Origin of the sequence: Streptomyces sp. NRRL S-244, from assembly GCF_000717915.1 — a bacterium.
Classification (GTDB): domain Bacteria; phylum Actinomycetota; class Actinomycetes; order Streptomycetales; family Streptomycetaceae; genus Streptomyces.
In genome coordinates this window covers 14,818-39,951 of sequence record NZ_JOCX01000028.1, presented here as the reverse complement: position 1 = coordinate 39,951, position 25,134 = coordinate 14,818, and the positions used below count along the sequence as shown (strand labels likewise).

General features: G+C 69.6%; 32 protein-coding genes and 1 pseudogene. 20 read left to right on the top strand and 13 right to left on the bottom strand.

Going from position 1 to position 25,134, the window contains the following annotated elements:
• Nucleotides 1–11: 11 nt before the first annotated feature.
• The 3 genes from resB to IF02_RS0126720 are packed head-to-tail and all read left to right on the top strand — an operon-like array spanning nt 12 to nt 3,356.
• Nucleotides 12–1,736 carry a cytochrome c biogenesis protein ResB gene (gene resB / locus IF02_RS0126730; protein WP_030161250.1) on the top strand — a complete coding sequence of 575 codons (1,725 nt, stop codon included), beginning with the start codon at nt 12–14 and terminating at the stop codon, nt 1,734–1,736.
• Entirely contained in the window at nt 1,733–2,821 is a 1,089-nt protein-coding gene (ccsB, locus tag IF02_RS0126725; RefSeq protein ID WP_030161248.1) for a c-type cytochrome biogenesis protein CcsB, read from the top strand. The genes resB and ccsB overlap by 4 nt, the downstream gene beginning before the upstream one ends.
• 25 nt (nt 2,822–2,846) lie before the next feature.
• Nucleotides 2,847–3,356, top strand: coding sequence for an SRPBCC domain-containing protein (locus IF02_RS0126720; RefSeq protein WP_030161247.1), 510 nt, complete (start codon nt 2,847–2,849; stop codon nt 3,354–3,356).
• Here IF02_RS0126720 and IF02_RS0126715 read toward each other — a convergent pair.
• Both IF02_RS0126715 and IF02_RS0126710 read right to left on the bottom strand, forming a co-directional pair.
• Nucleotides 3,332–3,802 (bottom strand): hypothetical protein, encoded by a 471-nt coding sequence (locus tag IF02_RS0126715; protein ID WP_051696584.1) that lies wholly within the window; start codon nt 3,800–3,802, stop codon nt 3,332–3,334. The two genes, IF02_RS0126720 and IF02_RS0126715, sit on opposite strands and share 25 nt — an antisense overlap.
• A gap of 31 nt (nt 3,803–3,833) precedes the next feature.
• Complete coding sequence (locus tag IF02_RS0126710; protein ID WP_030161245.1) at nt 3,834–4,301, bottom strand: MarR family transcriptional regulator; 468 nt, start codon at nt 4,299–4,301, stop codon at nt 3,834–3,836.
• A gap of 86 nt (nt 4,302–4,387) precedes the next feature.
• Between IF02_RS0126710 and IF02_RS0126705 the strand changes: the two genes are divergently transcribed.
• Together IF02_RS0126705 and IF02_RS0126700 are read left to right on the top strand one after the other, a co-directional pair.
• On the top strand, nt 4,388–4,759 hold the full coding sequence (locus tag IF02_RS0126705) for a cupin domain-containing protein (RefSeq protein ID WP_030161244.1): 372 nt from the start codon (nt 4,388–4,390) through the stop codon (nt 4,757–4,759).
• A gap of 86 nt (nt 4,760–4,845) precedes the next feature.
• Nucleotides 4,846–5,733, top strand: a complete 888-nt coding sequence (locus IF02_RS0126700) for a hypothetical protein (RefSeq protein ID WP_030161243.1) — start codon at nt 4,846–4,848, stop codon at nt 5,731–5,733.
• A gap of 22 nt (nt 5,734–5,755) precedes the next feature.
• Here IF02_RS0126700 and IF02_RS0126695 read toward each other — a convergent pair whose 3' ends face one another.
• Together IF02_RS0126695 and IF02_RS0126690 are read right to left on the bottom strand one after the other, a co-directional pair.
• The gene (locus IF02_RS0126695; protein WP_234318341.1) at nt 5,756–6,535 is read right to left on the bottom strand and encodes a YqjF family protein; all 780 of its coding nucleotides are present in this window, start codon (nt 6,533–6,535) and stop codon (nt 5,756–5,758) included.
• 3 nt (nt 6,536–6,538) lie between these two features.
• The gene (locus tag IF02_RS0126690; protein ID WP_051696582.1) at nt 6,539–6,835 is read right to left on the bottom strand and encodes a PLD nuclease N-terminal domain-containing protein; all 297 of its coding nucleotides are present in this window, start codon (nt 6,833–6,835) and stop codon (nt 6,539–6,541) included.
• 90 nt (nt 6,836–6,925) lie between these two features.
• Between IF02_RS0126690 and IF02_RS0126685 the strand changes: the two genes are divergently transcribed.
• From IF02_RS0126685 to mqnP, 3 genes are read left to right on the top strand one after another with little or no spacing between them, the layout of a single operon-like run.
• Nucleotides 6,926–8,383 carry a menaquinone biosynthesis decarboxylase gene (locus IF02_RS0126685; RefSeq protein WP_030161238.1) on the top strand — a complete coding sequence of 486 codons (1,458 nt, stop codon included), beginning with the start codon at nt 6,926–6,928 and terminating at the stop codon, nt 8,381–8,383.
• On the top strand, nt 8,380–8,856 hold the full coding sequence (locus IF02_RS0126680) for a hypothetical protein (RefSeq protein WP_030161236.1): 477 nt from the start codon (nt 8,380–8,382) through the stop codon (nt 8,854–8,856). Before IF02_RS0126685 ends, IF02_RS0126680 begins: the two co-directional genes overlap by 4 nt.
• A complete protein-coding gene (gene mqnP / locus IF02_RS0126675; RefSeq protein ID WP_420708214.1) occupies nt 8,853–9,776 on the top strand; it encodes a menaquinone biosynthesis prenyltransferase MqnP in 924 nt (307 codons plus the stop codon). Before IF02_RS0126680 ends, mqnP begins: the two co-directional genes overlap by 4 nt.
• Before the next feature lie 47 nt (nt 9,777–9,823).
• On the opposite strand, the gene IF02_RS0126670 is transcribed toward mqnP, so the two are convergent.
• Nucleotides 9,824–10,426 (bottom strand): rhomboid family intramembrane serine protease, encoded by a 603-nt coding sequence (locus tag IF02_RS0126670; protein WP_030161232.1) that lies wholly within the window; start codon nt 10,424–10,426, stop codon nt 9,824–9,826.
• Nucleotides 10,427–10,504: 78 nt separating this feature from the next.
• Here IF02_RS0126670 and IF02_RS0126665 point away from each other — a divergent pair, with 78 nt between their 5' ends.
• The gene (locus tag IF02_RS0126665) at nt 10,505–11,191 is read left to right on the top strand and encodes a UbiX family flavin prenyltransferase (protein WP_030161230.1); all 687 of its coding nucleotides are present in this window, start codon (nt 10,505–10,507) and stop codon (nt 11,189–11,191) included.
• Nucleotides 11,192–11,199: 8 nt separating this feature from the next.
• On the opposite strand, the gene IF02_RS35250 is transcribed toward IF02_RS0126665, so the two are convergent.
• Entirely contained in the window at nt 11,200–11,340 is a 141-nt protein-coding gene (locus tag IF02_RS35250) for a hypothetical protein (RefSeq protein WP_166682056.1), read from the bottom strand.
• A gap of 138 nt (nt 11,341–11,478) precedes the next feature.
• On the opposite strand from IF02_RS35250, the gene IF02_RS0126655 reads away from it, so the two are divergent.
• From IF02_RS0126655 to IF02_RS34965, 7 genes are all read left to right on the top strand, one after another.
• Nucleotides 11,479–11,934: an Lrp/AsnC family transcriptional regulator gene (locus IF02_RS0126655; protein WP_030161227.1), complete on the top strand. Its 456-nt coding sequence runs from the start codon at nt 11,479–11,481 to the stop codon at nt 11,932–11,934.
• A gap of 56 nt (nt 11,935–11,990) precedes the next feature.
• The gene (mqnE, locus tag IF02_RS0126650; RefSeq protein ID WP_030161226.1) at nt 11,991–13,154 is read left to right on the top strand and encodes an aminofutalosine synthase MqnE; all 1,164 of its coding nucleotides are present in this window, start codon (nt 11,991–11,993) and stop codon (nt 13,152–13,154) included.
• 89 nt (nt 13,155–13,243) lie between these two features.
• The gene (locus IF02_RS0126645) at nt 13,244–13,768 is read left to right on the top strand and encodes a GNAT family N-acetyltransferase (RefSeq protein WP_030161223.1); all 525 of its coding nucleotides are present in this window, start codon (nt 13,244–13,246) and stop codon (nt 13,766–13,768) included.
• A gap of 146 nt (nt 13,769–13,914) precedes the next feature.
• Entirely contained in the window at nt 13,915–14,181 is a 267-nt protein-coding gene (locus IF02_RS0126640; RefSeq protein WP_051696588.1) for a DUF4229 domain-containing protein, read from the top strand.
• Between the two features lie 305 nt (nt 14,182–14,486).
• A complete protein-coding gene (locus IF02_RS0126635) occupies nt 14,487–15,794 on the top strand; it encodes a dicarboxylate/amino acid:cation symporter (protein ID WP_030161219.1) in 1,308 nt (435 codons plus the stop codon).
• 216 nt (nt 15,795–16,010) lie between these two features.
• On the top strand, nt 16,011–16,397 hold the full coding sequence (locus tag IF02_RS33300) for a hypothetical protein (RefSeq protein WP_051696581.1): 387 nt from the start codon (nt 16,011–16,013) through the stop codon (nt 16,395–16,397).
• Nucleotides 16,394–17,281, top strand: a complete 888-nt coding sequence (locus IF02_RS34965; RefSeq protein ID WP_158708572.1) for a hypothetical protein — start codon at nt 16,394–16,396, stop codon at nt 17,279–17,281. The genes IF02_RS33300 and IF02_RS34965 overlap by 4 nt, the downstream gene beginning before the upstream one ends.
• On the opposite strand, the gene IF02_RS0126615 is transcribed toward IF02_RS34965, so the two are convergent.
• From IF02_RS0126615 to IF02_RS32745, 3 genes are read right to left on the bottom strand one after another with little or no spacing between them, the layout of a single operon-like run.
• On the bottom strand, nt 17,265–17,585 hold the full coding sequence (locus IF02_RS0126615; protein WP_051696580.1) for a hypothetical protein: 321 nt from the start codon (nt 17,583–17,585) through the stop codon (nt 17,265–17,267). The two genes, IF02_RS34965 and IF02_RS0126615, sit on opposite strands and share 17 nt — an antisense overlap.
• Complete coding sequence (locus IF02_RS0126610; RefSeq protein ID WP_051696579.1) at nt 17,582–18,973, bottom strand: hypothetical protein; 1,392 nt, start codon at nt 18,971–18,973, stop codon at nt 17,582–17,584. The genes IF02_RS0126615 and IF02_RS0126610 overlap by 4 nt, the downstream gene beginning before the upstream one ends.
• Nucleotides 18,970–19,416, bottom strand: coding sequence for a hypothetical protein (locus tag IF02_RS32745; RefSeq protein ID WP_234318340.1), 447 nt, complete (start codon nt 19,414–19,416; stop codon nt 18,970–18,972). The genes IF02_RS0126610 and IF02_RS32745 overlap by 4 nt, the downstream gene beginning before the upstream one ends.
• A gap of 138 nt (nt 19,417–19,554) precedes the next feature.
• Between IF02_RS32745 and IF02_RS0126600 the strand changes: the two genes are divergently transcribed.
• On the top strand, nt 19,555–20,196 hold the full coding sequence (locus IF02_RS0126600; protein WP_030161204.1) for a hypothetical protein: 642 nt from the start codon (nt 19,555–19,557) through the stop codon (nt 20,194–20,196).
• Between the two features lie 9 nt (nt 20,197–20,205).
• Here the strand turns inward: IF02_RS0126600 and IF02_RS0126595 are convergent, their stop codons facing one another.
• A complete protein-coding gene (locus IF02_RS0126595) occupies nt 20,206–20,454 on the bottom strand; it encodes a DUF397 domain-containing protein (protein ID WP_030161202.1) in 249 nt (82 codons plus the stop codon).
• Complete coding sequence (locus IF02_RS0126590; protein WP_030161200.1) at nt 20,451–21,311, bottom strand: helix-turn-helix domain-containing protein; 861 nt, start codon at nt 21,309–21,311, stop codon at nt 20,451–20,453. Before IF02_RS0126590 ends, IF02_RS0126595 begins: the two co-directional genes overlap by 4 nt.
• 155 nt (nt 21,312–21,466) lie before the next feature.
• Here IF02_RS0126590 and IF02_RS0126585 point away from each other — a divergent pair, with 155 nt between their 5' ends.
• On the top strand, nt 21,467–21,874 hold the full coding sequence (locus IF02_RS0126585; RefSeq protein ID WP_234318339.1) for an ATP-binding protein: 408 nt from the start codon (nt 21,467–21,469) through the stop codon (nt 21,872–21,874).
• Between the two features lie 213 nt (nt 21,875–22,087).
• Entirely contained in the window at nt 22,088–22,912 is an 825-nt protein-coding gene (locus tag IF02_RS0126580) for a DNA-binding protein (RefSeq protein WP_037837187.1), read from the top strand.
• A gap of 65 nt (nt 22,913–22,977) precedes the next feature.
• Here the strand turns inward: IF02_RS0126580 and IF02_RS0126575 are convergent, their stop codons facing one another.
• Entirely contained in the window at nt 22,978–23,298 is a 321-nt protein-coding gene (locus IF02_RS0126575; RefSeq protein WP_030161193.1) for a hypothetical protein, read from the bottom strand.
• A 178-nt stretch (nt 23,299–23,476) separates the two neighbouring features.
• On the opposite strand from IF02_RS0126575, the pseudogene IF02_RS32740 reads away from it, so the two are divergent.
• Nucleotides 23,477–23,831, top strand: a pseudogene (locus tag IF02_RS32740) (hypothetical protein); the annotation flags it as partial.
• Between the two features lie 844 nt (nt 23,832–24,675).
• Here IF02_RS32740 and IF02_RS0126565 read toward each other — a convergent pair.
• On the bottom strand, nt 24,676–25,125 hold the full coding sequence (locus tag IF02_RS0126565) for a hypothetical protein (protein WP_158708571.1): 450 nt from the start codon (nt 25,123–25,125) through the stop codon (nt 24,676–24,678).
• Nucleotides 25,126–25,134: the final 9 nt, after the last annotated feature.

Sequence of the window (25,134 nt, the reverse complement as noted above, 5' to 3'; positions counted from 1 at the left end):
ACTACACGGACATGAGTACGACAGACAAGGCGTCCACCGAGGCGCCGAACCCGTCCGAGGACGCCGCGGACGCCGCAGACGTCGCGGACGCAAGCGAAGCGGCCGCCGGAGCGCAGCTCTCCACCGCCCCCGCGGAGGACGCCGGCGGTCCCGTCGGCATCGGCGTGATCGGCTGGATCCGCTGGTTCTGGCGGCAGCTCACCTCCATGCGGGTGGCGCTGATCCTCCTCTTCCTGCTCTCCCTGGGCTCCATCCCCGGCTCGCTCGTACCGCAGAACCAGGTCGACGCGATGAAGGTGGCCCAGTGGAAGAAGGACCACTCCTTCTGGGTCCCGGTCGCCGAGAAGCTCCAGCTCTTCGACGTCTACAGCTCGGTGTGGTTCTCCGCGATCTACCTGCTGCTGTTCATCTCGCTGATCGGCTGCATCGTCCCGCGCACCTGGCAGTTCGTCGGACAGCTCACCGGCCGCCCGCCCGGCGCCCCCAGGCGCCTCGACCGGCTGCCCGCGTACGCGACGTGGCGTACGGAGAAGTCCCCCGACGAGGTGCTCGCGCAGGCGAAGACGATCCTCGGCGGGCGCCGGTTCCGTACCGAGGCCGGCGCGTCCGCCGTCGCCGCCGAGAAGGGCTACCTGCGCGAGGCGGGGAACCTGCTCTTCCACGTCGCCCTGATCGTGATGCTGATCGCGTTCGCCTGGGGCCAGCTGTTCAAGTCCGAGGGCGGCAAGCTCGTCCTGCGCGGCAAGGGCTTCGCGAACACGCTCACCCAGTACGACGACTTCAAGTACGGCAGCTGGTTCGACCCCGACGACCTGTCGCCCTTCTCCTTCACGCTCGACAAGTTCGACGCCACGTACGAGGAGAGCGGCCCGCAGAAGGGCACCGCGCGCGACTTCAAGGCGTACGTGACCTTCAGCGACGGCGCGGACGGCGCCCCGCAGAAGCGCGAGATCCAGGTCAACAAGCCCATGGAGGTCGACGGGTCCAAGGTCTACCTGCTCGGCCACGGCTACGCGCCGGTCATCTCGGTGACCGACCCGACCGGCAAGGTGGTCTACAAGGACGCCGTGCCGATGCTGCCCTTCGACGCGAACCTGAGCTCCTCGGGCGCGGTCAAGGTGCCGGACGGCTACCGCGACAAGGACGGCAAGAAGGAGCAGCTCGGCTTCAACGCCATGTTCGTGCCGACCTTCGCCGGCGAGGGCAAGGGCACGATGCTCTCCCAGTTCCCCGACCTGAAGTTCCCGGTCCTCGCCCTCAGCGCCTACCACGGCAGCCTGGGCGTGGACTCGGGCCTGCCGCAGAACGTGTACCAGCTGAACACCTCCAAGATGCAGGAGTTCAAGGACGCCGACGGGCAGCTGTTCAAGAAGCGGCTGCTGCCCGGCGAGACCATGGAGCTCCCGAACGGCGCGGGCACCGTGAAGTTCGAGGGCGTCGAGCGCTGGGCCACCTTCTCGATCACCCGGCAGCCCGGCAGCGGCCTCGCCCTCTCGGGCGCGATCGCCGCGATCGGCGGCCTGGCGGCGTCGCTGTTCATCCAGCGGCGCCGGGTCTGGGTGCGCGCGGTGGCCGGCAAGGACGGCGTGACCGTCGTCGAGATGGCCGGCCTCGGCCGCAGCGAGTCGGCCAAGCTCCCGGAGGAGCTGGGGCAGCTCGCCGCCGCCCTCCACCAGCAGGCGCCCACGGCGCCCGACCAACCTGTCAAGGCAACTGTCGAAGGGGAGCGCGGATGACGCCGCTCGCAGCCGAAGTCAACGAGAATTTGGCGCAGATCAGCAACTACCTGGTCTATTCGTCGATGGCGGTCTACATGCTCGCCTTCTTCGCCCACATCGCCGAGTGGACCTTCGGCAGCCGCAGCAAGGTGGGCCGTACGGCCGCGGCGCTGACCGGCGCCAAGACCGCGGAGGCCGCCGCCGCTCCCGCCGTCCAGGTGCGCGGCAAGGGGGGGACCGCGGTCCTCGACAAGCCGAAGGTCGTCACCCGCTCCGCCGCCGGCACCCGCGACGTCCCGGACGGCCCCGGCGCGGCCGGCGGCACCGTGAACGGCGACCTGTACGGCCGGATCGCGGTCTCGCTGACCACCCTGGCCTTCGTCATCGAGGCGGGCGGAGTCGTGGCCCGCGCGATGTCCGTTCAGCGGGCCCCCTGGGGCAACATGTACGAGTTCTCGGTGACCTTCTCCACGGTCGCCGTCGGCGCCTACCTGATGCTCCTGGCGCTGAAGAAGAACGTGCGCTGGCTCGGCCTGATCCTGGTCACCACGGTCCTGCTGGACCTCGGCATCGCCACCACCTGGCTCTACACCGACAGCGACCAGCTGGTCCCGGCCCTGCACTCGTACTGGCTGTGGATCCACGTCTCCACCGCGATCTTCTGCGGCGCCGTCTTCTACATCGGCGCGGCCGGCGCGGTGCTGTACCTGTTCCGCGACTCGTACGAGGCCAAGCTCGCCGGCGGCGGGCAGCCGGGCCGCTTCGCCACCTCGGTGCTGGAGCGGCTGCCCTCGGCGGCCTCGCTCGACAAGTTCTCGTACCGGATCAACGCGGCCGTGTTCCCGCTGTGGACGTTCACCATCGTCGCGGGCGCGATCTGGGCGGGCGACGCCTGGGGCCGCTACTGGGGCTGGGACCCCAAGGAGGTCTGGTCCTTCGTGACCTGGGTGGCGTACGCCTGCTACCTGCACGCCCGCGCCACCGCCGGCTGGAAGGGCCGCAAGGCGGCGTACCTCGCGCTCTTCGCCTTCGCCTGCTGGATCTGGAACTACTACGGCGTGAACATCCTGCTCAGCGGCAAGCACTCGTACGCGGGCGTCTGACGCGCGGGAGTGGGACGCTGGTGGCATGACGCTTACACCGGTGAGTCATGCCACCAGTGAGAGCCGCGGCGAGGGCCGCTGGCTGCTGCGCTTCGAGGTGCACGTGCCGAGTGCGTACGAGGCCGTGTGGCCCGCCCTGACCACGGCGGACGGGCTGCGCGGCTGGCTGGCCGCGGCGGACGTGCTGGAGCGCAGGCTCGGCGGGGCCGTCACCCTGCGCTGGCTGAACACCGGGACGACGGTCTCCGGCCACGTCACGGCGTGGGACGTCGAGCGGGTCGTCGAGTACACGGTCAGTGAGCACGGCCGGATCCGCTTCCACCTGGAGGCCGTCGGCACGGACTCGACCGTGATCCGCTTCCTGAACGAGCGGGCCGGCTCGGACGAGGACCGCCTCGACTGCCTGGCCGGCTGGCACCACCACTTCGAGCTGCTGCAGTCCGCCCTCCAGGGCCATCCGACGGACTGGTCCCGGTGGACCGACGCCCGCTGGGCGGAGCTGCGCGCGTCCTACGGGTCCTTCTCCAGGACGTAGGCGCTGCGCGCGTCCGGATCGCCGTAGAAGAAGTACAGCTCGAGCGTCTGGCGGTGGTCGCGGCGCAGCTCGAAGGTCCATTTGTAGAGGTCGGGCAGGCGCAGGCGCACGTGCTGGCCGTAGTTCCAGCCGGCGGGTTCCCGGCTGATGAGCTTCCAGGTGCCGGTTCCGGAGAGCCGCCAGCCGTGGTCGTAGTCCCGCTCCTGCCCGTTGAGCAGGGTGACGGTGGCCGTTCCGTCGGCCCGGAAGACGACCTCGGTGCCCTCGACGCAGCGCCAGGTGCCGACGATCTCGTCGGCGCGCGCGTCGTAGACGGCGGGGGTGGAGCGGTGGGTGTGCGGATTGCCGCCGGCCATGGCGAGCAGGGCGGCGACGGCGACCCCGTACGCGAGCAGATTGCGCAGGATCGTGTCGACGACCCGCGGTCCCCCGCTGTTCCTCGGCATCCGCCCATTCTTGCAGCCGCCTTGAACGCGTTCAATGCCAGACGGGCCGCAGTGGCGGAAGGTCCCCCTCCCCGTTGAGTGCGCCCAGCAGGCCGGTGAGCTCCCGGCGCAGGGTGGGGAGGTCGACGTGGGCTCCGAGCTCCGCCTCCAGCTCGTGCAGGATCCCTCCCGCGACGGCCAGGTGCTCGTTCGCGGCCCGGGTCAGGACCACCAGCTTGCGCCGGCCGCCCTCGGGGTGGGGCTCGCGTCGTACGTAGCCCCGCTTCTCCAGGTCGTCCACGAGTTGCCCGGCGGCCTGCTTGGTCACCCCGAGCCGTTCGGCGAGCTCGGTGGCGGTGGCGCCGGGCCCCTTGAGCGCCTGGAAGGCCATGCCGTGCGCGGGCCGCAGGTCCCCGTACCCCACCTCGTCGAGGCGCCGGGTGAACTCGCCGACCAGCAGCTGGAACCCGAGCCCGAGCAGAATGCCGAGCTCGATGCCGGTGTCTTCGTTTCTCGTCACGGAAAACATGGTGACACGGCCGAGTCAAGCTGCTTTACTCGTGGATGTAAGTAAAGCGGCTTGACTCAGGAGCGAGGGATCTCGACATGCACGTCATCACCACCTCACCCGACCACGTCATCACGACCCCCAACGCCGTCATGACCGGCCTGGCCGCCCCCAGCCGGGGCAGCTGCGAGCTCAGCACCTGGCACGTGGCCATGAACGCCGGCGCCACCGGCCCCGAGCACTCCATCGACCGCGAACAGGCCTGGACGGTCGTCGCGGGCACCCTGGAGGTCACCTCGGCCAGCCGTACAGACAAGGTCTCGGCCGGCCAGACCCTGCTCCTGCCGCCGGACGTACGACGCCGCATCCACGCGCCGGAGGCGGCCGAGGCGTACGTCGCGATGCGCGCGGACGCCCTGGTCTCGGTCCCGGGAGAACCGGAACCCCGCGTCCTCCCGTGGGCCCGGTAAGGGCGGCTTCGGCCGCCGGCTCCCTGGGGCCTGTACGGCTCCCGTGATGCGGTGTGGGCCGCGTCGTCGCGCGGCACACTGACCCCATGACGCACTCCTGGGGGTCCGGGATGTCGGCCGGGGCCTGGGCCGAGCGGCAGATCGCCTCCGTCCGCGACGATCCGGCAGGCCGGCTGGCCTTGATGCAGCGCTGCTACCGCGGTCCGTTCGGCAAGGCACCACGCCACCTGCCCTATCGCCGGGCGGCGGCGTCCTTCATGCGGTGGCAGCTCCGGCGGGGTTTGTTGCGGCCCCTGTCCGGCGACCGTCCCGGCAGTCCGTGGTGGCGCGCGGTGAACGAGCGCATCCTTCGTGACGGCTGCGAGGCAGTGGCCCTGAGCGGAGACCTTCCCGGTCCGGCCTCCTCGCGGACGGTGGACTTCTGGACGGCCTTCGCCGGCCATCCGACGGCGCGGGCCTGGTACCGGGCACACAACGGGAGCGTGGTCGCCGCCTACCTCGGACACCGCGACCTGGCGGAGGCGGAGAACGAGGCCGAGCGCTTCTTCATGAACGTCGTGCTCTGCCGGGTGCTCTACACCCACGCCCTCGTCGCGGCCCCCCGGATCTCCCTGGGGTGGCTCCGCCCGCTCGGCCCGTTCTTCGGTGACCCGAGACTCGGCATGATCGGCGTATTCCTGCAGCTGTCCCGGATCCTCCCGGACGAGTACCCCCTCACGGCCGGTGTCCGGTTCTACCTCGGTGACGAACGCGGATTCGGCCGGCTTCTGGACTACGGGATGATCGCCCCGAGGTTGCAGCGGCTCTACGAGTGGTCGGCTCACGAGCTGGAGGCGCCGGACCTGCTGGACTGCGTCCATGACGGGGTCCTGACCTACGCGTGGCCCTTCGAGGAGCGCGGTGTCTGGCAGCCGCCGAAGTCGTTTCCGGTCCGGATGGCCCATCGGCTGGTCCCACCGGAACGACGCGGCTGATGCGCACGGGACCGGCTCGATGTCAGGCGGGAGCGCCGAAGCGGACGGGGACTCCGGGTGAGAACAGAACGCTGACCGGCGGGTCGGCGGGGCGGGGCAGACCGGCCGCAGTGATCAGGTTCTCGTCGAGGTGCAGCAACTCGGCGCGGTGCAGTCTCCACCGCGGGTGCGCGTTCGGGAGGTAGAGGGTCCTGCCGTGCCGGTCGCTGTGCATGCCCCAGCGGGCCGTGAGGAAGTCTTCGAGCCCGCTCGGCTCCGCGATCCGCGCACCGATGCGCAGACCCAGTCGGGCGTGCGCTCCGCCGCCGCTCCCCGCTCGCGGCCAGCGGCGCCGGGTGGCGTAGTCGATACCGTCGCCCTTCCGGCGGACCGACATCCCGGCCCACATGTACGGAAGCCGGAAGCCCAGGCGTGCGATGAGCACCGGGAGCAGCCGCGAGGCCTCGAACGACCGGAAGACCACGCCGCGGCGGCCGCGTTCGTCCACCGAGTACAGGCGCACGTTCGTCTCCGGGAAGTTGCCGAAGTACGGCACGCCGGGCAGTCCGAGCCAGCCGACCCGGTGCATCCGCAGGGCGATCAGACCCACGTACGTCGCGCCCTCGTACACGTCGGGACGGACTCCGCGGGGCAGCAGCCCGCCCACCGACTCCGGGGCCACCGCCCAGTGCACGAAAGCGACGTCCAGCCAGGACTGGTGGAGCAGCGTCCTGCGGAGAGGGTGCAGCGGCTCGGGTGTCACCGGCTCGGGTGTCACCGGCTCGACCGGTGCGGACCCGGCTCCGTCGTGCGGATCGCTCACCTGTCAGTCCTTGTCTTTGTCCCTGTCCTTCTCGCGGTCCTCGCCGAGGGAGCGCAGGAACTCCGGGTTGTCGTCGGGCGCGACCCACTGCGTCCGGCGCGCCCGGCCACCGCCGACCGCGGAGCGCTGCCGGCCCGCGAACAGCCACACGACCGGTCCGACGATCGAGAACAGCAGGATGATGATCACCCAGACCACCTTGGGGAGGTGCTTGACCTCTTCCTCCGGCGTGTTCAGGCAGTCGATGAAGGCGTAGATGGTCAGCGCGATGATCAGCAGGAACGGCAGATAGCGCAGCACGGTGTGGGACCGACTCCCCAGCAGTGACGGGGGACCCGCCTCGGGCCCCGGTGACACTCCCAGGCTATCCGGTGACGGATACTGGCCCCTATGGCTTACGACGATCTCCGCTCGCTGCTCCGGGCTCTGGAGCGGGAGGGCGACCTCAAGCGCATCAAGGCCGAAGTCGACCCGTATCTGGAGGTCGGGGAGATCGTCGACAGAGTGAACAAGGCGGGGGGTCCCGCCCTCCTCTTCGAGAACGTCAAGGGCTCGGCGATGCCGCTGGCCATGAACGTCTTCGGCACCGACCGCCGGCTGCTCAAGGCCCTCGGCCTCAAGTCGTACGGCGAGATCAGCGAGAAGATCGGCGGCCTGCTCAAGCCGGAGCTCCCGCAGGGCTTCATCGGTGTGCGCGAGGCCTTCGGCAAGCTCGGCTCGATGGTGCACGTGCCGCCGAAGAAGGTGAAGGGCGAGTCCGCCCCCGTCCAGGAGGTCGTCCTCACGGGCGACGACGTGGACCTGGACCGGCTCCCGGCCCTCTTCACCTGGCCCAAGGACGGCGGCTCCTTCTTCAACCTCGGCCTCACCCACACCAAGCACCCCGAGACGGGCGTGCGCAACCTCGGCCTCTACCGCCTCCAGCGCCACGACAAGCGCACCATCGGCATGCACTGGCAGATCCACAAGGACAGCCGCAACCACTACGCGGTCGCCGCCAAGCGCGGCGAGCGCCTCCCGGTCGCGATCGCCTTCGGCTGCCCGCCGGCCGTGACGTACGCGTCGACCGCTCCGCTGCCCGGCGACATCGACGAGTACCTCTTCGCCGGGTTCGTCGCGGGCAAGCGCATCGAGATGGTCGACTGCAAGACCGTCCCGCTCCAGGTCCCGGCCAACGCCGAGGTCGTCATCGAGGGCTGGCTGGAGCCGGGCGAGACGCTCCCGGAAGGCCCCTTCGGCGACCACACCGGCTTCTACACCCCGCAGGAGCCGTTCCCGGCGCTGAAGATCGACTGCGTGACGATGCGCAAGCGCCCGCTCCTCCAGTCGATCGTCGTCGGCCGCCCTCCCACGGAGGACGGCCCGCTCGGCCGCGCGACGGAGCGTTTCTTCCTCCCGCTCCTCAAGATCATCGTGCCGGACATCGTGGACTACCACCTGCCCGAGTCGGGCGGCTTCCACAACTGCGCGATCGTCTCGATCGACAAGAAGTACCCGAAGCACGCCCAGAAGGTCATGCACGCCATCTGGGGCGCCCACATGATGTCGCTGACCAAGCTGATCATCGTCGTGGACTCCGACTGCGACGTCCACGACCTGCACGAGGTGTCCTGGCGGGCGCTCGGCAACACGGACTACTCCCGCGACCTCACGGTCGTGGAGGGTCCCGTCGACCACCTCGACCACGCCTCGTACCAGCAGTTCTGGGGCGGCAAGGCGGGCATCGACGCGACGAAGAAGCTCCCCGAGGAGGGCTACACCCGCGACGGCGGCTGGCCCGACATGGTGGAGTCCGACCCGGCGACGGCGGCCCTGGTGGACCGCCGCTGGAAGGAGTACGGCCTGTGAGCCCGATTGTCGTGGGGGGTCCCGAGCTCTTCCTCGGCGCCGGCGACGTCTACGTGGCCCTGCTGCGCCCGAAGATCGACCCGGCGGACCCGGGCGTCCGGCAGGCCGCCGAGCAGGCGGGCGTCACGCCCGAGGAGTTCGCCGGATCCGGCGACGTCTGGACGCTGATGTACGAGGACGGCCCCGGCCACGGCGAGTTCGAGCTCCCCGGCGCTCGGGACGTCGAGGCGGACGGCTTCGCGGAGCAGCTCCAGGCCGCCCTGGCCTCGGGCGGGCCCTTCACGGTCGAGGCGGGGGACTTCCTGCGCATCGACGCCCGCCCGGCGGCCGACGCCTGGCGGCTGACCGCCCGGGTCACCCCGCCCGAGGACGAGGAGGACGGCGCCGCCGCCCCCCGGACCGTGGAACTCGGCGCACTCCCGGCGGCGCAGCTCCTGGCCGACCTCGAAGACTTCCGGAGAGCCCTCGCATGATGACGACCGCCGACGGAGTCATCGGCCCCGGTTCCGCGCCGCAGGCACCCGGCAAGGTGAAGGCGTTCCTGCGGCTCGTGATGATCGAGCACTCGGTCTTCGCGCTGCCCTTCGCGTACATCGCGGCGCTGACGGCCATGTTCCGGCTGGACCGGACCATGCACTGGGCCGAGCTGCTGCTCGTCACCGTCTGCATGGTGGGGCTGCGGACCTTCGCGATGGCCGCCAACCGGATCATCGACCGGGAGATCGACGCCCGCAACCCCCGTACCGCCGGCCGTGAACTCGTCACCGGCGCGGTGTCGGTCCGCTCCGCCTGGACCGGGGCCGGGATCGCGCTGGCCGTCTTCCTCGGCTCGGCGGCGCTGCTGAACCCGCTGTGCCTGGCGCTGGCGCCGGTCGCGGTGATCCCGATGGTGGTGTACCCGTACGGCAAGCGGTTCACGAACTTCCCGCACGCGATCCTGGGCCTGGCCCAGGCGATGGGACCGGTCGGGGCCTGGCTGGCGGTGACGGGCGAATGGTCCTGGGACGCCGTGATCCTGGGCCTGGCGGTGGGCGTCTGGATCGGCGGCTTCGACCTGATCTTCGCCTGCCAGGACGTGGCGGCGGACCGCGCGGACGGCGTGAAGTCGGTCCCGGCCCGCTTCGGCGTCCCGGCGGCCCTGTGGGGCGCGCGCGGCGCGCACGTGGTGACGACGGCCCTGCTGGCGTGGTACGCGGTCGCGACGGACGCGGGCCCGTTCTTCTGGTTCGGCCTGCTGGTCGTCGTCGGCGCGTTCCTGTACGAGCACACGATCGTGAAGCCGCACGACCTGTCCCGCCTGAACCGCGCCTTCTTCACGGTCAACGGCTTCATCGGCATGGCCCTCTTCGCCTGCGCCCTGGCCGACCTCGTGGCCCGCGGCCTCATGCCGTAACGATCCGGCGCCGGGCGACGGCGCCGCGCAGTGCCCCCCGGCCCGGCCTATGCCCGGACGGCCTGCCGGGGGAAGCGGAACGCACAGGCGACGCCCGTCAGCAGGCCGAAGAGGTGGCCCTGCCAGCTGACCGTCGAGTTCGTCGGCAGGATGCCGGTCAGGATGGACGTGCCCCAGAACGCGGCGATCGCGACGGCGATCAGCACGCCCAGCGGGCGGCGTTCGACGAAGCCGCGGACCAGCAGGTAGCCGAAGAGGCCGAAGATCAGGCCCGAGGCGCCCGCCGTGACGGTGTCCGCCCCGGAGACCAGCCAGACGCCGAGCCCGTCCACCGCCACGACCACCGCGCAGAGCGCGAGGAACCGCCGTATCCCGCTCAGCGCGGCGACGAAGCCGAGGACCAGCAGCGGGATGCTGTTGGACGCCACGTGGTCGAAGCCGAAGTGGAGGAACGGGGCCAGGGGGATCCCGGTCAGTCCGTCGGCGGTGCGGGCGGTGATCCCGTAGGCGTCCAGGGCGTGCCCGGTGGCCAGATCCACCACCTCGACCAGCCACAACAGGGCCACCCAGCCCAGCATCAGCTTCCCTGCGGCCTTGGCACGGTCCGCCCGGTTCCACTCGTCGAGACGTACGACGCCTGCCTCGGCCATGTCCTCAAACCCCCACCCATCGACGCTCGGGCCACCTTACTCAGCGTCGTCCGCCGGTGGCCGGATAGTCTCGGAGCTATGACTGACGGCAAGCGCACCCCGTGGGTGGTCGGGGTTTCCGGGGCGTCCGGGACGCCGTACGCGGCGGCGGTGATCCGGGGGCTGCTGGCGGCGGGGGAGAGCGTGGACCTCGTGGTCAGCCGTGCCTCGCGGCTGACCCTCCTCGACGAGACCGGCATCGCGTTCCGCGACGCGCACTGGCGGGACGATCTCGCCGCCTGGCTGGAGCGCGGAGCGGACGGCAAGCCCGCGACGTATCCACGGCCGGAACTGGACGACGTCCGCCACTGGGGCGCCGGCGACCTGGCCGCCGGGCCGAGCTCGGGCTCGTACCCCGTGAAGGGGATGCTGATCGTGCCGGCGTCCACGGCCTGTGTGGCGGGGGTGGCGCTCGGGCTGTCGAAGGACCTGCTCCAGCGCGTCGCGAGCGTGACGCTCAAGGAGCGGCGGCGACTGGTGGTCGCGGTGCGGGAGACCCCGCTGAACGGGCAGACGCTCAAGCATCTGGTGGCGCTGGACGAGGCGGGCGCAGTGGTGCTGCCCGCCTCTCCGGCGTTCTACGCGGGTGCGACGCACATCCAGGACCTGGTGGATTTCGTCGCGGGGCGGGTGCTGGATGCGGCAGGGGTGCCGCACCGGCTGTACCGCCGGTGGGAGGGGGAGCTCGGTGGAGCGTCCCGCCCCCGGGAGGCAAACGGTGACTAGCGCGGCAGCTAGCGCTTCTTGGCGCGGACAGCGCCCGGCTTGCGGGTCCGGTCGACTCGGTGGGCGGCGGCGGGCTGGTCGGTGCGGGATCGGTTGGCCAGCTCCTGGAGCTGTCGCATGTGCGCGTAGGCCATCTCGATCGTGTACACGGTGAACCACTCCTGATGTCGTCAGATCAGCGAGATCATCGCCGATCTGTTGAAAGATTCACAGGGTGTTGACCCTGTGCGCCTTTGATTCTATACGTAAACTTGCGGGATCGCCGAATAATGGAAGGCTCCAGGTATATGGACGCGGTGGATAGGCAGCTCATCCAGGCACTTCGTGAGAACGGACGTGCCTCGTACGCGGAGCTGGGCCGGCTCGTGGGCCTCTCCGGCCCCAGCGTCACCGACCGGATCAACCGGCTCGAATCGGCCGGCGTGATCACCGGCTACCGCGCGACCGTCAACGCGGCCTCGCTCGGCCTCGGCGTCACGGCGCTCATCGGCATCTCCCTCTCCGACGCCGCGGACCACGAGGACGTGGCCCGCCGCCTGCGCGACCTGGCGGAGATCGAGGACTGCTGGTTCATCGCCGGCGACGACTCGTACATGCTCAAGGTCCGGGCCGGCGACGTGGACGGGCTGGAGCGGATCATCCGCAAGCTCTCCAGCACCAAGGGCGTCTCGCGCACCCGTACCACCATCGTGCTCTCCACGAAGTGGGAGAACCGGGTCGGGGACCTGCCCGAAGAGGGCTAAGAGTACGGTGGGTGGCGGTTGCAGGCAGGACAGGACCCGTAGAGGAGACGACCGGAATGGACGCTGGGCTCAAGCGTGAGCTGGAGGACAAGGTTCGCTCCGGCGAGCGGCTGACCCGTGAGGACGGCATCGCCCTCTACGAGTCCGACGACCTGGCCTGGCTGGGCGCCCTCGCGCACGAGGTGCGCATGCGCAAGAACGGCGACGTCGTCCACTTCAACGTCAACCGCCACCTCAACATGACGAACGTGTGCACCGCCTCGTGCGCCTACTGCTCGTTCCAGCGCAAGCCGGGCGAGAAGGACGCGTACACGATGCGCATCGAGGAAGCCGTACGCCTGGCCAAGGCCATGGAGAACGACAACCTCACCGAGCTGCACATCGTCAACGGCCTGCACCCGAGCCTGCCGTGGCGGTACTACCCGCGCTCGCTCTCCGCGCTGAAGGAGGCGCTGCCGAACGTCTCCCTGAAGGCGTTCACGGCGACCGAGATCCACCACTTCGAGACGATCTCCGGGATGTCGGCCTCCGACATCCTGGACGAGCTGATCGAGGCCGGTCTGGAGTCCCTCACCGGTGGCGGCGCGGAGATCTTCGACTGGGAGGTCCGCCAGCACATCGTGGACCACAAGACCCACTGGGAAGACTGGTCGCGCATCCACCGACTGGCGCACTCCAAGGGCCTCAAGACCCCGTCGACCATGCTCTACGGGCACATCGAGGAGCCGCGCCACCGCGTGGACCACGTGCTGCGGCTGCGCGAGCTCCAGGACGAGACCGGCGGCTTCCAGGTCTTCATCCCGCTGCGCTACCAGCACGACTTCGTGGACATGAAGGACGGCAAGGTCCGCAACAAGCTCCAGGCGCGCACGACGATGGCGACGGGCGCGGAGGCCCTCAAGACCTTCGCCGTCTCCCGCCTCCTCTTCGACAACGTGCCGCACGTGAAGGTCTTCTGGGTCATGCACGGCGTGCAGACCGCCCAGCTGGCGCTCCAGCACGGCGCGGACGACATGGACGGCTCGGTCGTCGAGTACAAGATCACGCACGACGCGGACAACTACGGCACGCCGAACAAGCTCGGCCGTGACGATCTGCTGGAGCTGATCCGCGAGGCCGGCTTCCGCCCGGTCGAGCGCAACACGCGCTACGAGATCATCCGCGAGTACCCCGGCCCGGACGCGGACCTGCGCGAGACCCCGCAGGCGATGCGCGTCTGACGTCGCCGACTTGGTGGAAGGCCCCGGTCCCACGAGGACCGGGGCCTTTTCCGTTGCCCACCAGGGTAGGTAATAGATATTCTCCAGCTATGACCCTTACCTTCACCTTCGAGCCGACGGTCGACCGGGCGCTGCGCGACGGCCTCGTACGTCTGTGGACCGACGTCTCCAACGCGGGCGGGGCGGTCGGCTTCGTCCCGCCGGTGACCGCGGACGCCATCCGCCCCGAGCTGGTCAAGCACCTCGTGGCCATGGCCGAGGAGCGCAACCGGCTCGTTGTCGGGCACGACGCCGACGGACGCGTGCGCGCGGCCGCGTGGATCGGGCACAACGGCCACGCGCTGCAGCGGCATTGGGCCTGGGTCTACACCGTCATGGTCGGCCCCGAACTCCAGGGGCGCGGTGCGGGGCGGGCGCTGATGGAGGCCGTAGCCGACGCGGCGCGCTCCCTGGGCGGCCTCGACGCGCTGCGGCTCAGCTGCCGCGGGGACCACGGGCTGGAGCACTTCTATGCGGCCTGCGGCTACAAGGAGGTCGGCCGCGTGCCCGGCGCCATCCGGGTGGCCCCGGGCGACGACCGCGACGACATCACGATGCTGCTGCCGCTGCACTGACCCCCGGCGGGTGACCCCCGGCGGGTTTGTCCGTACCTGCGCCGTGCTTCACTGGACGGGCACGCAGCCGACCGAGCACGAGTACCGACGAGAGAGAAGGGGTCACCGTGTCCCTCAAGCCGAGCGCGACGATCCGCTACACCGCGATGCGGCTGGGCATCTTCGTCGGATGCCTCGTCCTGGTCGCCGTCCTGGTCAACGTGGGCTGGGTGCCCGCCGGCCTCGGTGACGCCAACCCCGCCTGGGTCGTGCTGCTCGCCCTCGTGATCTCCGCGCCGCTCTCCTTCGTACTGCTGCGCAAGCAGCGCGACGAGATGTCCGCGCAGATCTCCGGTCGCGTCGCGGGCGCGAAGGAGAAGCTCGCCGCGAACCGCTCCCAGGAGGACGCGGCCGACGACGCCGCCCGCGCCTGAGTTAGCTTCCTCACACACCGAACCGCCCCAGCCCACGGGACTCTCCCGTGGGCTGGGGCGGTTCGGCGTTTCCGGGGGTGCGGCTCCCTCTGACTCAAAGTGCACCTTTGAGATTCTCAAAGGGAAAGTGTTAGCGTGTTAAACATGTTGACCACAGTTGCGCACGAAATGACCGCGAGCGTCCCGCTCGTGGCGCGCCTGCACGTCGACCTCTGCCGCCGCGTGTCCGCGGCCTGTTGTGGCTGTCGCTGAGCCCACGCCGTTCTTCTTCTCTTCCCCCCTTCTTTGCGCATCACCCCCGGAGTGTGTCCGTGTCCGCGACCCCTCAGGCCCCCGCCAAGGCCTCTTTCAAGTTCCCGTTCTGGGCCCAGATCGTCACCGGCCTCGTGCTCGGTGTCCTGTTCGGCTGGCTCGCCCGCAGCCAGGACGTCAGCTGGCTCGCCAAGACCCTTGAGCAGGTCGGCGACATCTTCGTCCAGCTGCTGAAGCTGGCCGTTGCCCCGCTCGTCTTCTTCGCGATCCTGGTGTCGATCACCAACCTGCGGAAGGTGAACAACGCCGCCCGCCTCGCCTCGCGCACGCTGCTCTGGTTCATGATCACCTCGCTGATCGCCGTCGGCATCGGCCTCGGCATCGGCCTGCTGACCAACCCGGGCGCCGGCACCGGCCTCACCCCGCAGGACGGCAAGCTGCCCAAGCGCACCGGCTCCTGGCTCGACTTCCTGACCGGCATCGTGCCGACGGACGTCATCACGCCGTTCACCGAGCTGAACGTGCTCCAGATCGTCTTCATGGCCGCCGTCGCCGGTATCGCCGCCCTCCAGCTCGGCGACAAGGCCCAGCCGCTGCTCACCGTCGCCGAGTCGGTCCTGGAACTCCTCCAGAAGGCCCTGTGGTGGGTCATCCGCCTCGCCCCCATCGGCACCGTCGGCCTGATCGGCACCGCCATCGCCTCGTACGGCTGGGAGCTCATCGGCAAGTACGCGACCTTCACCGCGGACGTGTACGTCGGCTCCGCGCTCGTGATGTTCGGCGTCTACCCGCTGCTCCTCGCCACGGTCGCCAAGGTCAACCCCATCCAGTTCTTCAAGGGCGCCTGGCCCGCGATCCAGCTGGCCTTCGTCTCCCGCTCCTCGGTCGGCACGATGCCGGTCACGCAGAAGGTCACCGAGCGCCTCGGCGTCCCGAAGGAGTACGCCTCCTTCGCCGTGCCGTTCGGCGCGACGACGAAGATGGACGGCTGCGCCGCGATCTACCCGGCGCTCGCCGCGATCTTCATCGCGCAGATCTTCGACGTCCAGCTGACGATCACCGACTACCTGCTGATCGCCTTCGTCTCCGTGGTCGGCTCGGCCGCCACGGCCGGCCTGACCGGCGCCACGGTCATGCTGACCCTGACCCTCTCCACCCTGGGCCTGCCCCTGGAGGGCGTCGGCCTGCTGATGGCGATCGACCCGATCCTGGACATGATGCGCACCGCCACCAACGTCGCCGGCCAGGCCCTGGTCCCGGTCGTGGTCGCGGCCCGCGAGGGAATCCTGGACAAGAAGGCCTACGAGAGCGCCTCGTCCTCCCCGCTGGACGAGCGCACCCCGGTCGCCGTGGCTGCCTGACCGGCCCGGCCCCCCCCGCAGCCCCCGCCCCCGTCCGGGCGGGGGCTGCGGCGCGTTCCGACACCCCCTCCCAGGCCGTTAGCGGCACCCGTGGCGATGCATTAACTTGTCTGCTCTCACGGGAAGTTCACCCGTGCACGCATGCCGCTGACCGGGAGGAACAGGGTGCTGACAGAAGCGCTGGAGTTACTGGCTGCCACGGGTGGCACGGCTTTGGTGAGCGCGGCCGCGACCGATGCCTGGCAGACGACCCGCTCCGGCTTCACCCGGTTCCTGGGACGGGGGAACCCGCAGGCCGAACAGACCGCGGCCGGCCGCCTCGACCGCCTCGCCGCGCAGCTGGGCCGGGCCGCCTCCCCGCAGGAGCAGGAGGCCGTACGACGTGCACTCGAAGCCGAGTGGTGCGGCCGGCTGAAGGACCTCCTGGAGGAGCAGCCCGAGATGGCGGCGGAGCTCGGCGAGCTGATCGCCCGAGTCCAGGGCGAGCTGCCGGCGCCGCAGCAGACGTACGTACAGAACAACACGGCGTACGGCGGCGGCATCCAGAACATCACCCAGGGCGGCGACATCATCGTCGGCGACCCCGCCCGGCGGCAGCGGTGACCGAGCCCGACCGCCAGGACAACGCCGCCTATGACGGTGGGACCCAGAACATCACCCACGGCGGCAACGTCATCAACAACAACTTCAACCTGTACCCGTCGGCGCCCGCCGAGCCGGACGCGTCGACGGCCGGGAGCCGTGTACGGGTTTGGCCATCGGGCCGCCGTCTCGCCCTCGTGGCAGCCGGCACCGCGGTCGCGATCGCCGTGCCGGTCACCATCCTGAACCTCCCGCACGCCCCGCTGAAGGCCGCGAACGCCGACAGCGCCCGGTCCGTCGCACCCAGTGGCCCGCCCTCGCCCAGCACCTCCGCCGCCGCCTCGCCGTCCCCGTCGGCCACGCCCCCACCGCCGGGCCCCGAGATCGCCGCAGCCCCGGCCGCGACACCGACACCGTCGGCCTCGCCGAGCCGCCGGTCGGCCACGGTGGGCTCTTCCCCGTATCCGTCCAAGGACGTGGCCTGCCCGACCAGATGGCTTCCGACCAGCGTCATGAACATCGACATGCAGCCCTGCACCCAGGCGGTGAGCGGAACGGGTGCGGCCCAGTTCGGTGTCGCGCTGAGGAACGTGGGCCCCACGCAGTTGGTCGTCACGGTCTCCGTGAAGCCCGTGGTGAGCGCGACCTACGGAGCGTGCCCGCTGCATCCGGGGCCCTGGCGGCAGGTCGTCATCGACCCGGGCAAGGTCTGGTACAGCTCGTTCTCGGACTGCTCGGTCAGCGGAAGCGTCAAGGGGCACCGGGTGCAGTCCTCGGCCCGGGTCGCCGGCGAACTCGCGAGCGATGCGGAAGTCGGGGACGCCAAGCTCGGCCTCGGGCGGGCGTTCGACATCAAGCCGGACGGCACGGCCACGATTGCCCCCCTGACTACCCCAGGGTCGTGACCCGGAAGTACGCGACGGCGCCGAGGGCGAGCGGTACGGCGTACCACCAGCGGTTCATCGTCCGCCGGTAGACCGGGAGGAGCGAGAGCAGCAGCCCGGCGAAGGTGATGCACAGCGCGACGGCGCCCATCGCGTGGATGTCGTCGCGCGTGCGCTGGTCCGCGGGGGCGATCGGGTCCGCCATCAGCAGGAGGAAGCAGATGTAGGCCGCAGGCAGGTAGATGAGGGCCAGCGGGACGCCCAGGACCCACTGGAGGCAGCCCCGGTCCTCGGGCAGGTCGATGCTCTCGCGCCCGTACGTCATTGCATTGCCTTCTTCACGTTGCCGAGGTTGCTGCGGAAATCATCGCCGTAGTCCTGAGCCTTCTTCGACTCCCAGTACGGGCCGCCGTTGTAGCGGGCCGCGATCTCCTGCATCTGGGCCTCGGTCAGCTGGTCCGCCGGGACGTTCGCGTACCCGGTCTCCTCCTTGATCTGCGCCAGGAACCCCGCCGCGATGAAGGCGTTCTGCTTCGGGTCCTGGAGCGCGGACTTCACCACGTTGCGCTGCTGGTCCGTGAGGTTCTCCGGGTCGTAGCCCAGCACCTCCGCCCCGCGCCGCAACTGCACCGCGATCGGCCCGAAGGAGGTCTCGTCCGGCTTGCCGCCCGCCCGGTCCGGCAGGTTCTCGGCCGTGACCGGGCTCAGCCCCCACGGCGCGTCCGCCGCCTGGCGGAAGAAGTCCACGCCGTCGTCGAAGATGCCCGGCTGGCCGCCGACCTCCTTCCACGCGATGCCGGCCACCATCTCCTCCGGCAGCCCCGCCCGCTGCGCCGCCGCCCGCAGGATCTCCTTGTTGTTGCGGATCCACTCCGCCCGGCCCTCGTCCGACTGCGGCGGGTCCCAGTAGTTGTCGTCCGCTTCCGGCAGCCCCGCCACCCGCATCCGGATGTCGCGCAGCTCGGGGGAGACCGGCTCGCTCCCCACCGGCCCCGTCATGTCCTTCTTCGGGCCGCTGCCCGGCAGGTGCGTGAGGGGGTTCGTACGGGCCTCCGCCGCCTCGCGCCGGATGTCGGCCATCGCGGCGTAGACGTCGACCCCGCCCCCGCCGCCCTTGACCTTGAACTCGGGCAGCAGCTCGTACGCCTGCTTCATCGCGTGCACGCACACGCTGCGCGCCTCCTGCTCGGCCGTCTTGGCCAGGTGGAAGCTGCCTCCCGCGTCATCGTGCAGCCGGTTCGCCTCGTCGCGGATGTCGTCCACGTCCATGGTGATCTCGGCGAAGAAGTCCATGACGCCGGTCGTCGCCCGCATGTCCTCCCACTGGCACATCGGCTCCGCCTCCTGCGCCGTGCGCGTGATCGCGGTGCCCTTCGTGGCGATGAGCGCCGCGAGCTTGCGCTCGGTGCGCTTGCCGTTCGCGTAGTGCGACTTGGCGGTGGTCAGGGCCGCGGCGTACGCGTGCAGGGCGCTGGCGGCCTTGTCGAACCCCTCGGCCATGTGGAGGACGAGCTGGCGGGCCTCCGAGAGCCGCGAGGTGTACGTGTGGCTGCCGTCGCTCTGCCACTGCGTACCGGTCTCGGCGCGCCGTGCGGGCTCCTCGGCCTGCACCAGCAGCTCGCGCAGCCGCTTGAACTCGGCGGCGTTGCGCTCCACCAGCGCCGGGTTGCACTCCTCCAGGAACTGGACGTCCTTGCGGTGGCTCAGGCTCACTTCGACTCCGGCTTCACGTACTGGCCGCCGTCGAGGATGCCGTTGAGGAAGTTGCGGGCGGTCCCGTCGTCCACCTGCGCGAAGCTGGTGCCGGTGGTCTTGAGCTTGGTGGCCAGGGCGGCGAACAGGTTGATCGTGTCCTTGAACTGGTCGTCGGCGAAGCGGGCGAAGCGCAGGGCCTCCGCCGAGACGTCCGCGTGGGCCCGGGGTGCGCGCGCCATGGTGCTGGCGTCCCCGTCCGGCCGCCCCTCGTGGAGGAGCGCGGCGATCTCGATCAGCAGGTTGGCGTTGCCGTTGATGGACTGCGCCCCGGCGACGAGGCTCCCGGCCGGGCTCCCCGCCGTGCTCGCGTCGGCGGGTACGTGATTGAGGCGCATGGCGGGCGACGGTTGCTGCGCGAGGGCGGCGGCCTTGTGCTGAGCCCATTCCGCATCGAACGACATGTGTCCCCTGGGTAGTTGATAACCGGACATGACCAGATTCGACTGGTCATGTCCATGAGAGACGTGGAAGGGGATCGTACGGTTCCAGGCCCGCGGCTATAGTCGGCCGCTGTTGATCAACCGACCTTGTACGGGGGCATGGTGACGGTACGGGAGATACGCGCGGCGGCGCAGATGATCGGGCGGCGCAACGCACTGCGCTACCTGGCGATCGGCGTCGGCGCCTCACTGGTCGCGGCGTGCGGAGGCAAGGGCAAGGACCCCCTGCCCGGAACGCCGGCAGCCCCCGGGGACGCGGCGGCGTCGTCCCCGGCTTCGTCCTCCCCGGCGCCGGCCTCGTCGGGCCCGCTCGCCCGGGCCTTCGACGCGTTCATCAAGGGCGACTGGAACCTGGAGTCGACCACCCCGAACGGCGAGACCGTGAAGGGGAAGGCCACCGTGAACGCGGACGGCGGCGGCAACTCCGGCTGGACCATCACCTGGACCAGCGGCCCCGCCCCCATCACCTGGCACGGAGGCTGGCTGCTGCGCGGCGGCCACCTGGTCCTCGACGTGTACGAGGCCCCCAAGGGCGTCAGCCGGCTGACGGGCGGCGAAGCGCTCACCGTCCCGGGGGAGGTCGCGGAGAACGTCTCGCTCACGCTCCCCTGGAAGCCCCCGGGCCACAAGGACACCAGCGACGGCCAGGTGCTGAAGGTGACCTACAAGAACAACGTGGTGCGGATCGTCCACAGCGAGGGCGGGCACAGCGAATCGGTGCACGTCTGCACCCGCGCCTGAAGCCAGCCGTCAGTTCCCGGCCGCGTGGGCCACAAACCCGGCCCACGCGCCGGGCCCGACCGTCAGGTGGGGCCGCTGAGTGTCCTTGGAGTCCCGGACGAGGACGGCGCCGGGGGTGTTGGCCACCTCGACGCAGTCGTTGATGTCGCCGCTGTCGCTGTAGCTGCTCTTGCGCCAGGCGACCTCGACGCAGTCGTTGCCGTCGCTGCTGCTGCTGTAGCTGCTTTTGAACCACTCCAGCTCGGGCTCGTGGATCATGTCTCTCCCAGCACTTGCTCGATGAATGCGACGGACTCCCGTGGCGTGAGAGCCTGGGACCGGATCATTGCATGGCATTGCTCAAGGATCCGGACCTGCCTCGGATCGGAGACGGGACGGCCGTTGAACGCCCCCTCGGAGCGCTCTGCCGCCGATCCATCCGCGAATTTCAGCAGTTGGATCAATCCACCCATTCCGGCGTGCTCTTCGAGATGGGTGGGCATGACCTGGATCGTCACGTGCCGCAGCTCTGAAACCTCCAGCAGGCGTTCGAGTTGCCCACGCATCACCATTGTCCCCCCGATGCGGCGCCGCAGGGTCACCTCTTCCTGGACGAAGCACAGAGCGGGCGCGGGGCTGCGGTCGAAGATCGACCGTCGCGCCTTCCGGGCGGCCAAACCGCGTTCCACCTCCTCGATGGTCTGTGGAGGCTGCCACATCTCGAACAGGGCCCGCGCGTAGTCGTCCGTCTGCAACAGGCCATGGATGTTGTGATTGCCGTACGCGGACAGTTCGACTGCCTGGCTTTCCATCTTCGCCAGGCCCCGGACCTTCCTTGGGTAGCGGACCTGTTCAAGGTCGACCTTCATCGCCTTGATCTTGCCGCCGGCGTTCAGTACCTCGTCCGCCCGGTCCAAATATTCGGCGCGAGGGATGCGCTTCCCTGCCTCGACCTTGCGGACCTGGTCCTCTCCGTACTGGATGGCGGCCCCGAACTCGGCGGCCCGCATGCCGGCCGACTCTCGCCAAGTCTTGAGCTGTCGACCCAGGGCGGCGACCACCGCCACGCCCTGTTCGTCCTCCGGATCCACGTCCCAGCCGGGTTCTTCCGTACCGTCACTGCTGTCCACGCTCATGCGCGCCCACCTCCGACGAGCCGATGTCCTCAGCGCCCCGTACCCGTCAAGTCGGTCCGGACAGCTGCTACAGCGCTGGACAAGCACCGGACAAACGCGGGACGTACAGGCGGTGTTGCTTCCAACGGTACGCACGTGCGGCCACGCTGAGTGACGTGATTCCTCAACTCGTCGACTTTCACGTCCAGCTGTCCGCGACCCCGCGCGGAGCTCGACTCGGCCGCGTGCTGGCCGCCGAACAACTCCGTGCCTGGGGGCTCCCCTTGGAGGTTCCCGAGCAGATCATCGCGGAGCTCGCGACCAACGCCGTGACCCACGGCCGGGTTCCCGGACGGGACTTCAAACTCGCCCTCACCATCACCCCCGACACCTTGCTCATCGAGGTGACGGATGCCCGGGGCGACCGGATCCCGGAGATCCGCGACGCGGGTCGGGGCCTGGTCCTGGTCGAGGCGCTCGCAGACCGTTGGGGCGTACGGGAAGGGCCGCTCCCGTGCAAGGTGGTGTGGGCGGAGGTGTCGCTCACACCCGTGTCCCGGGGTTCCGCGATCCGGCGTGCTTAGACGCAAAAGACCAAAGAACCGGGGGAAAGAACCCACCAAACCCACCCCACCAGCCCCGCCATCGCTCGGACGGGTGAACTGTGCCAACTGGGCTGGATTTCGGGCCGGTTGCCGGGCATATGCTCGCCCCGACAACCGCAGACATGAGACGGCCCCCGACGGGACTGGCATCCCGGCCGAGGGCCTGACCAAGCAGGAAGTAGCACCTTCCCTATGGCTCTTGAGCACCCTACCGCGCCCGCATGCACCCCGCCCGGACTTCCCGCCGGGACCCCCCGATCCGGTGTAATCCACGTCAACGCGCGGCACGCGAGTCACTTCACAGTGATCGGCAACCACCTCCTCCAGCACCGCGAGCTGTCGGCGACTGCGATCGGGGTGGCGGCGTACATCCAGTCGCTCCCGGAGGGCGCCCCAGTCGGCATCAAGGCCCTGGTGGCCCGCTTCCCGGAGGGCGAGATGCGCATGAGCTCCGCCCTCCGCGAGCTGGAACGCCACGGCTACCTGGAACGGCGGCGCGAGCGGCTGGAGACCGGGCGGGTGGTGACCCGGACGTACTCGTACAACAAGCCGCTGACCACGCCGAACGAGCCCCCTCCGCCGCCGGACCCGGAGCCGGTACCGCTCCCGCACCCCGAGCCGCAGCGGATCACCGACCCCGAGCCCCAACCCGCACACCCCGGCGCGGCCGACCTGCTGGCCAACCTCCGCCGCCACGACCCCCGGCTACTGCTGGCCGAGCGCGACGTACGACGCCTCGCACCCGGCGTCTCGGCCTGGCTGGACCGCGGGGCCGACCCGGAGGCCATCGGGCTGGCCCTGACCGCGAACCTCCCCGAACCGATGCGCAGCCCCGCCTCCGTACTCGCGTACCGCCTGGAGGCGCTCCTCCCACCCCACCTGCCACAAGCCCCGCAGCCGAGGCCGATCAGGCGCCCGGACCCCTTCCAAACCTGCGACGGCTGCGACCGAGCCTTCCGCGCCCCCCACCCCGGCCGCTGCCGCGACTGCCCACCCCTGCCCGCCGTAGCGGCCTAGCCGAGCTTGGTCGTGTAGTCGGAGTAGAAGGTCTTGCCCGAGGTGTGGTCGATGACCTTGGCCCGTCAGGTGCCGCGGGCGCCGACGGCGAGGACGTAGCTGCGGGTCTGGTTCGGGCTGATCCAGAACGCGCCCTGGTCGCCGTAGGTGTAGCCGTTCTGGCATTCGAGGTTGAAGTCGACGTAGTGGGCCTTGCCGTCGTCCCACGGCCGGATCCACTCGGCGTCGTAGCCGTTGTCCACGGTGCGGACGCAAGAGTTGCCCTCGTTCCAGAAGCGGCACTTCCACGATCCCGCGGCCTCGGCCGAGGAGGCGAAGGCGATCGTGCCGGTGACGACGGTGAGGGCGGCGGCAGCCAGTGGGCCGATGCGCTTGACGACGTTCATACAATCCCCCTGTTTGGACATTCGATGCGGCACGTCGGAACGGACACGGGCAACGTGAGCCGTCGCGTCCTGATACCGACGTTTATTCGAACGTATCGGCGAGGGCGGACAGTTCGAGGAATGCGACGCGCCGGTGGCGCGGCCGACCAAGCAGTCGCGCGCGGTGGACGTGGCAGCCCTGGGCTGCACGACTTACGCACTTGTGATCGGGTACGACCCGCAGGCGATACCCGGTGTGGACGGTGAGGCTCTCCGCGAATCTCTGGACAAGGAGTTGGCCCGCTTCGGCGAACACGGCATCGACGCGGCCATGGCACTGGTCGTCTTCGACAAGTCGGGCGAACCTGCACTCGTCGCGACGCTGGCGGAGCGCCCGTGGGACGTGGTGGTCGCAGAGGCGGGATCCGCAAGACGGAGCAGCTGCTCCCGCTATTCGAACGGATCGTGAACCTGGTCCGCTGGCACGCCCCCAGGCGGCCATCGCGTTCAACACCAACGGCGGCGACAGCGTAGAGGCGGCCCAACGCTGGCTCTGCCCCCGCCCGATCGACCACCGCCGGGTCTCGGCCACGAACTGGCCGAGGTCGACGGTTGCGCTGCGGGAGATGTCTGTGGTGGGGAGGTCGGTCAGGGCCGCCGCGAGGTCGGGGAGTGGGGTTCATGCCGACGGCGGTTGGGTGACCTGTAGCAGCAGGTCACCCGGGTAGTACCACGCGTCCAGCAGTGGCTCCCGGAGGCGCAGTATCCGCCGTATCCTCCAGCGCACCAACTCTGGGGGCCTGACCGCCCTCCCGACCAAGACCCAGAGTTCCGAAGGGCGCATCGCCCTGCCGACGCCGTGCCTGCGCTCCCTGGAACAACACCGCAGCCGATAGCGCCAGGAACGGGAAGCAGCAGGCGAAAGCGGGCAGGACAGCGGCTACGTCTTCACCCGGCCCAATAGGGCCCGATCGAAAGGGACACCCTCACCCGGCACTTCACCACCTTGCTCCACCGAGTAGGACTCCGCCGCATCCGGTTTCGCGATCTCCGCCACTCGGCGGCGACCCTCCTCCCGGAGCAGGGCATCGAACTCGTCGTGATGACAAGGAACTCCACGGCCACGCCCTCCGCGACTCCGCCGGCCAACCCGGCGACCGTGGCGATCCACCGCTCTGCGCAGTCACCGTTCCCTAACGTAGCCGTCAACTACTGCCCTCAGACACCTCTGAAGCCCCATCAGCCGTAACTGATGGGGCTTCAGATTTATGCTTGGAAATTCAGGCGGCTCGGATAAAGTTCCCATTTCCGATAGGGCCAGGTTGTCGGATCGCTCACCAGGAGAGCCTACCCACCCCGGCGATCTGACAGCGAATCCTTTCCATCGCAATCAGCAAATCACGAAATGGAGGAACTGTTGATGCTCGACCAATAACCGCGAGCTGCCGCGATAATCGGATCATACTCGTCAGATGTCACGACGGTGACCAGCGTAGGGCCCATCAGTGATCCATCCTCGTCACCTCGCGCCACCACAACTACGTTCCCCTTGTATACGTATCCGTGGATCAACCAGTCGTCCAACGACTCGGCGATAGACAGGGTTGTGCGGTCGTGGAGCTCCTCCTCAGTCAGCAACGCTGAGAGTACGGTATCCCTGTCCGAGAACAAGAGATTAAGCCGGTCGTCGTCCAGATGTGTCAGTTCTCCCAGCCTGGACATGGCTGTGCCCAGAATGCACGGTTCAGTGTCACCGATCAATTGACTGTCGATGATGAGCTGGAACCGGAACATTCCGCGGCCCTGCAAAGGGGCGACAAGAAGGCCGAATCGGCCGTCGTCGGTCAAGAATCTCAT

Coding starts and splice junctions, on each gene's coding strand:
- resB (WP_030161250.1), top strand. CDS start 12: ATGAGTACGACAGACAAGGCGTCCACCGAGGCGCCGAACCCGTCCGAG.
- ccsB (WP_030161248.1), top strand. CDS start 1,733: ATGACGCCGCTCGCAGCCGAAGTCAACGAGAATTTGGCGCAGATCAGC.
- IF02_RS0126720 (WP_030161247.1), top strand. CDS start 2,847: ATGACGCTTACACCGGTGAGTCATGCCACCAGTGAGAGCCGCGGCGAG.
- IF02_RS0126715 (WP_051696584.1), bottom strand. CDS start 3,802: ATGCCGAGGAACAGCGGGGGACCGCGGGTCGTCGACACGATCCTGCGC.
- IF02_RS0126705 (WP_030161244.1), top strand. CDS start 4,388: ATGCACGTCATCACCACCTCACCCGACCACGTCATCACGACCCCCAAC.
- IF02_RS0126700 (WP_030161243.1), top strand. CDS start 4,846: ATGACGCACTCCTGGGGGTCCGGGATGTCGGCCGGGGCCTGGGCCGAG.
- IF02_RS0126685 (WP_030161238.1), top strand. CDS start 6,926: ATGGCTTACGACGATCTCCGCTCGCTGCTCCGGGCTCTGGAGCGGGAG.
- mqnP (WP_420708214.1), top strand. CDS start 8,853: ATGATGACGACCGCCGACGGAGTCATCGGCCCCGGTTCCGCGCCGCAG.
- IF02_RS0126670 (WP_030161232.1), bottom strand. CDS start 10,426: ATGGCCGAGGCAGGCGTCGTACGTCTCGACGAGTGGAACCGGGCGGAC.
- IF02_RS0126665 (WP_030161230.1), top strand. CDS start 10,505: ATGACTGACGGCAAGCGCACCCCGTGGGTGGTCGGGGTTTCCGGGGCG.
- IF02_RS0126655 (WP_030161227.1), top strand. CDS start 11,479: ATGGACGCGGTGGATAGGCAGCTCATCCAGGCACTTCGTGAGAACGGA.
- mqnE (WP_030161226.1), top strand. CDS start 11,991: ATGGACGCTGGGCTCAAGCGTGAGCTGGAGGACAAGGTTCGCTCCGGC.
- IF02_RS0126645 (WP_030161223.1), top strand. CDS start 13,244: ATGACCCTTACCTTCACCTTCGAGCCGACGGTCGACCGGGCGCTGCGC.
- IF02_RS0126640 (WP_051696588.1), top strand. CDS start 13,915: ATGCGGCTGGGCATCTTCGTCGGATGCCTCGTCCTGGTCGCCGTCCTG.
- IF02_RS0126615 (WP_051696580.1), bottom strand. CDS start 17,585: ATGACGTACGGGCGCGAGAGCATCGACCTGCCCGAGGACCGGGGCTGC.
- IF02_RS32745 (WP_234318340.1), bottom strand. CDS start 19,416: ATGTCGTTCGATGCGGAATGGGCTCAGCACAAGGCCGCCGCCCTCGCG.
- IF02_RS0126600 (WP_030161204.1), top strand. CDS start 19,555: ATGGTGACGGTACGGGAGATACGCGCGGCGGCGCAGATGATCGGGCGG.
- IF02_RS0126595 (WP_030161202.1), bottom strand. CDS start 20,454: ATGATCCACGAGCCCGAGCTGGAGTGGTTCAAAAGCAGCTACAGCAGC.
- IF02_RS0126590 (WP_030161200.1), bottom strand. CDS start 21,311: ATGAGCGTGGACAGCAGTGACGGTACGGAAGAACCCGGCTGGGACGTG.
- IF02_RS0126580 (WP_037837187.1), top strand. CDS start 22,088: ATGGCTCTTGAGCACCCTACCGCGCCCGCATGCACCCCGCCCGGACTT.
- IF02_RS0126575 (WP_030161193.1), bottom strand. CDS start 23,298: ATGAACGTCGTCAAGCGCATCGGCCCACTGGCTGCCGCCGCCCTCACC.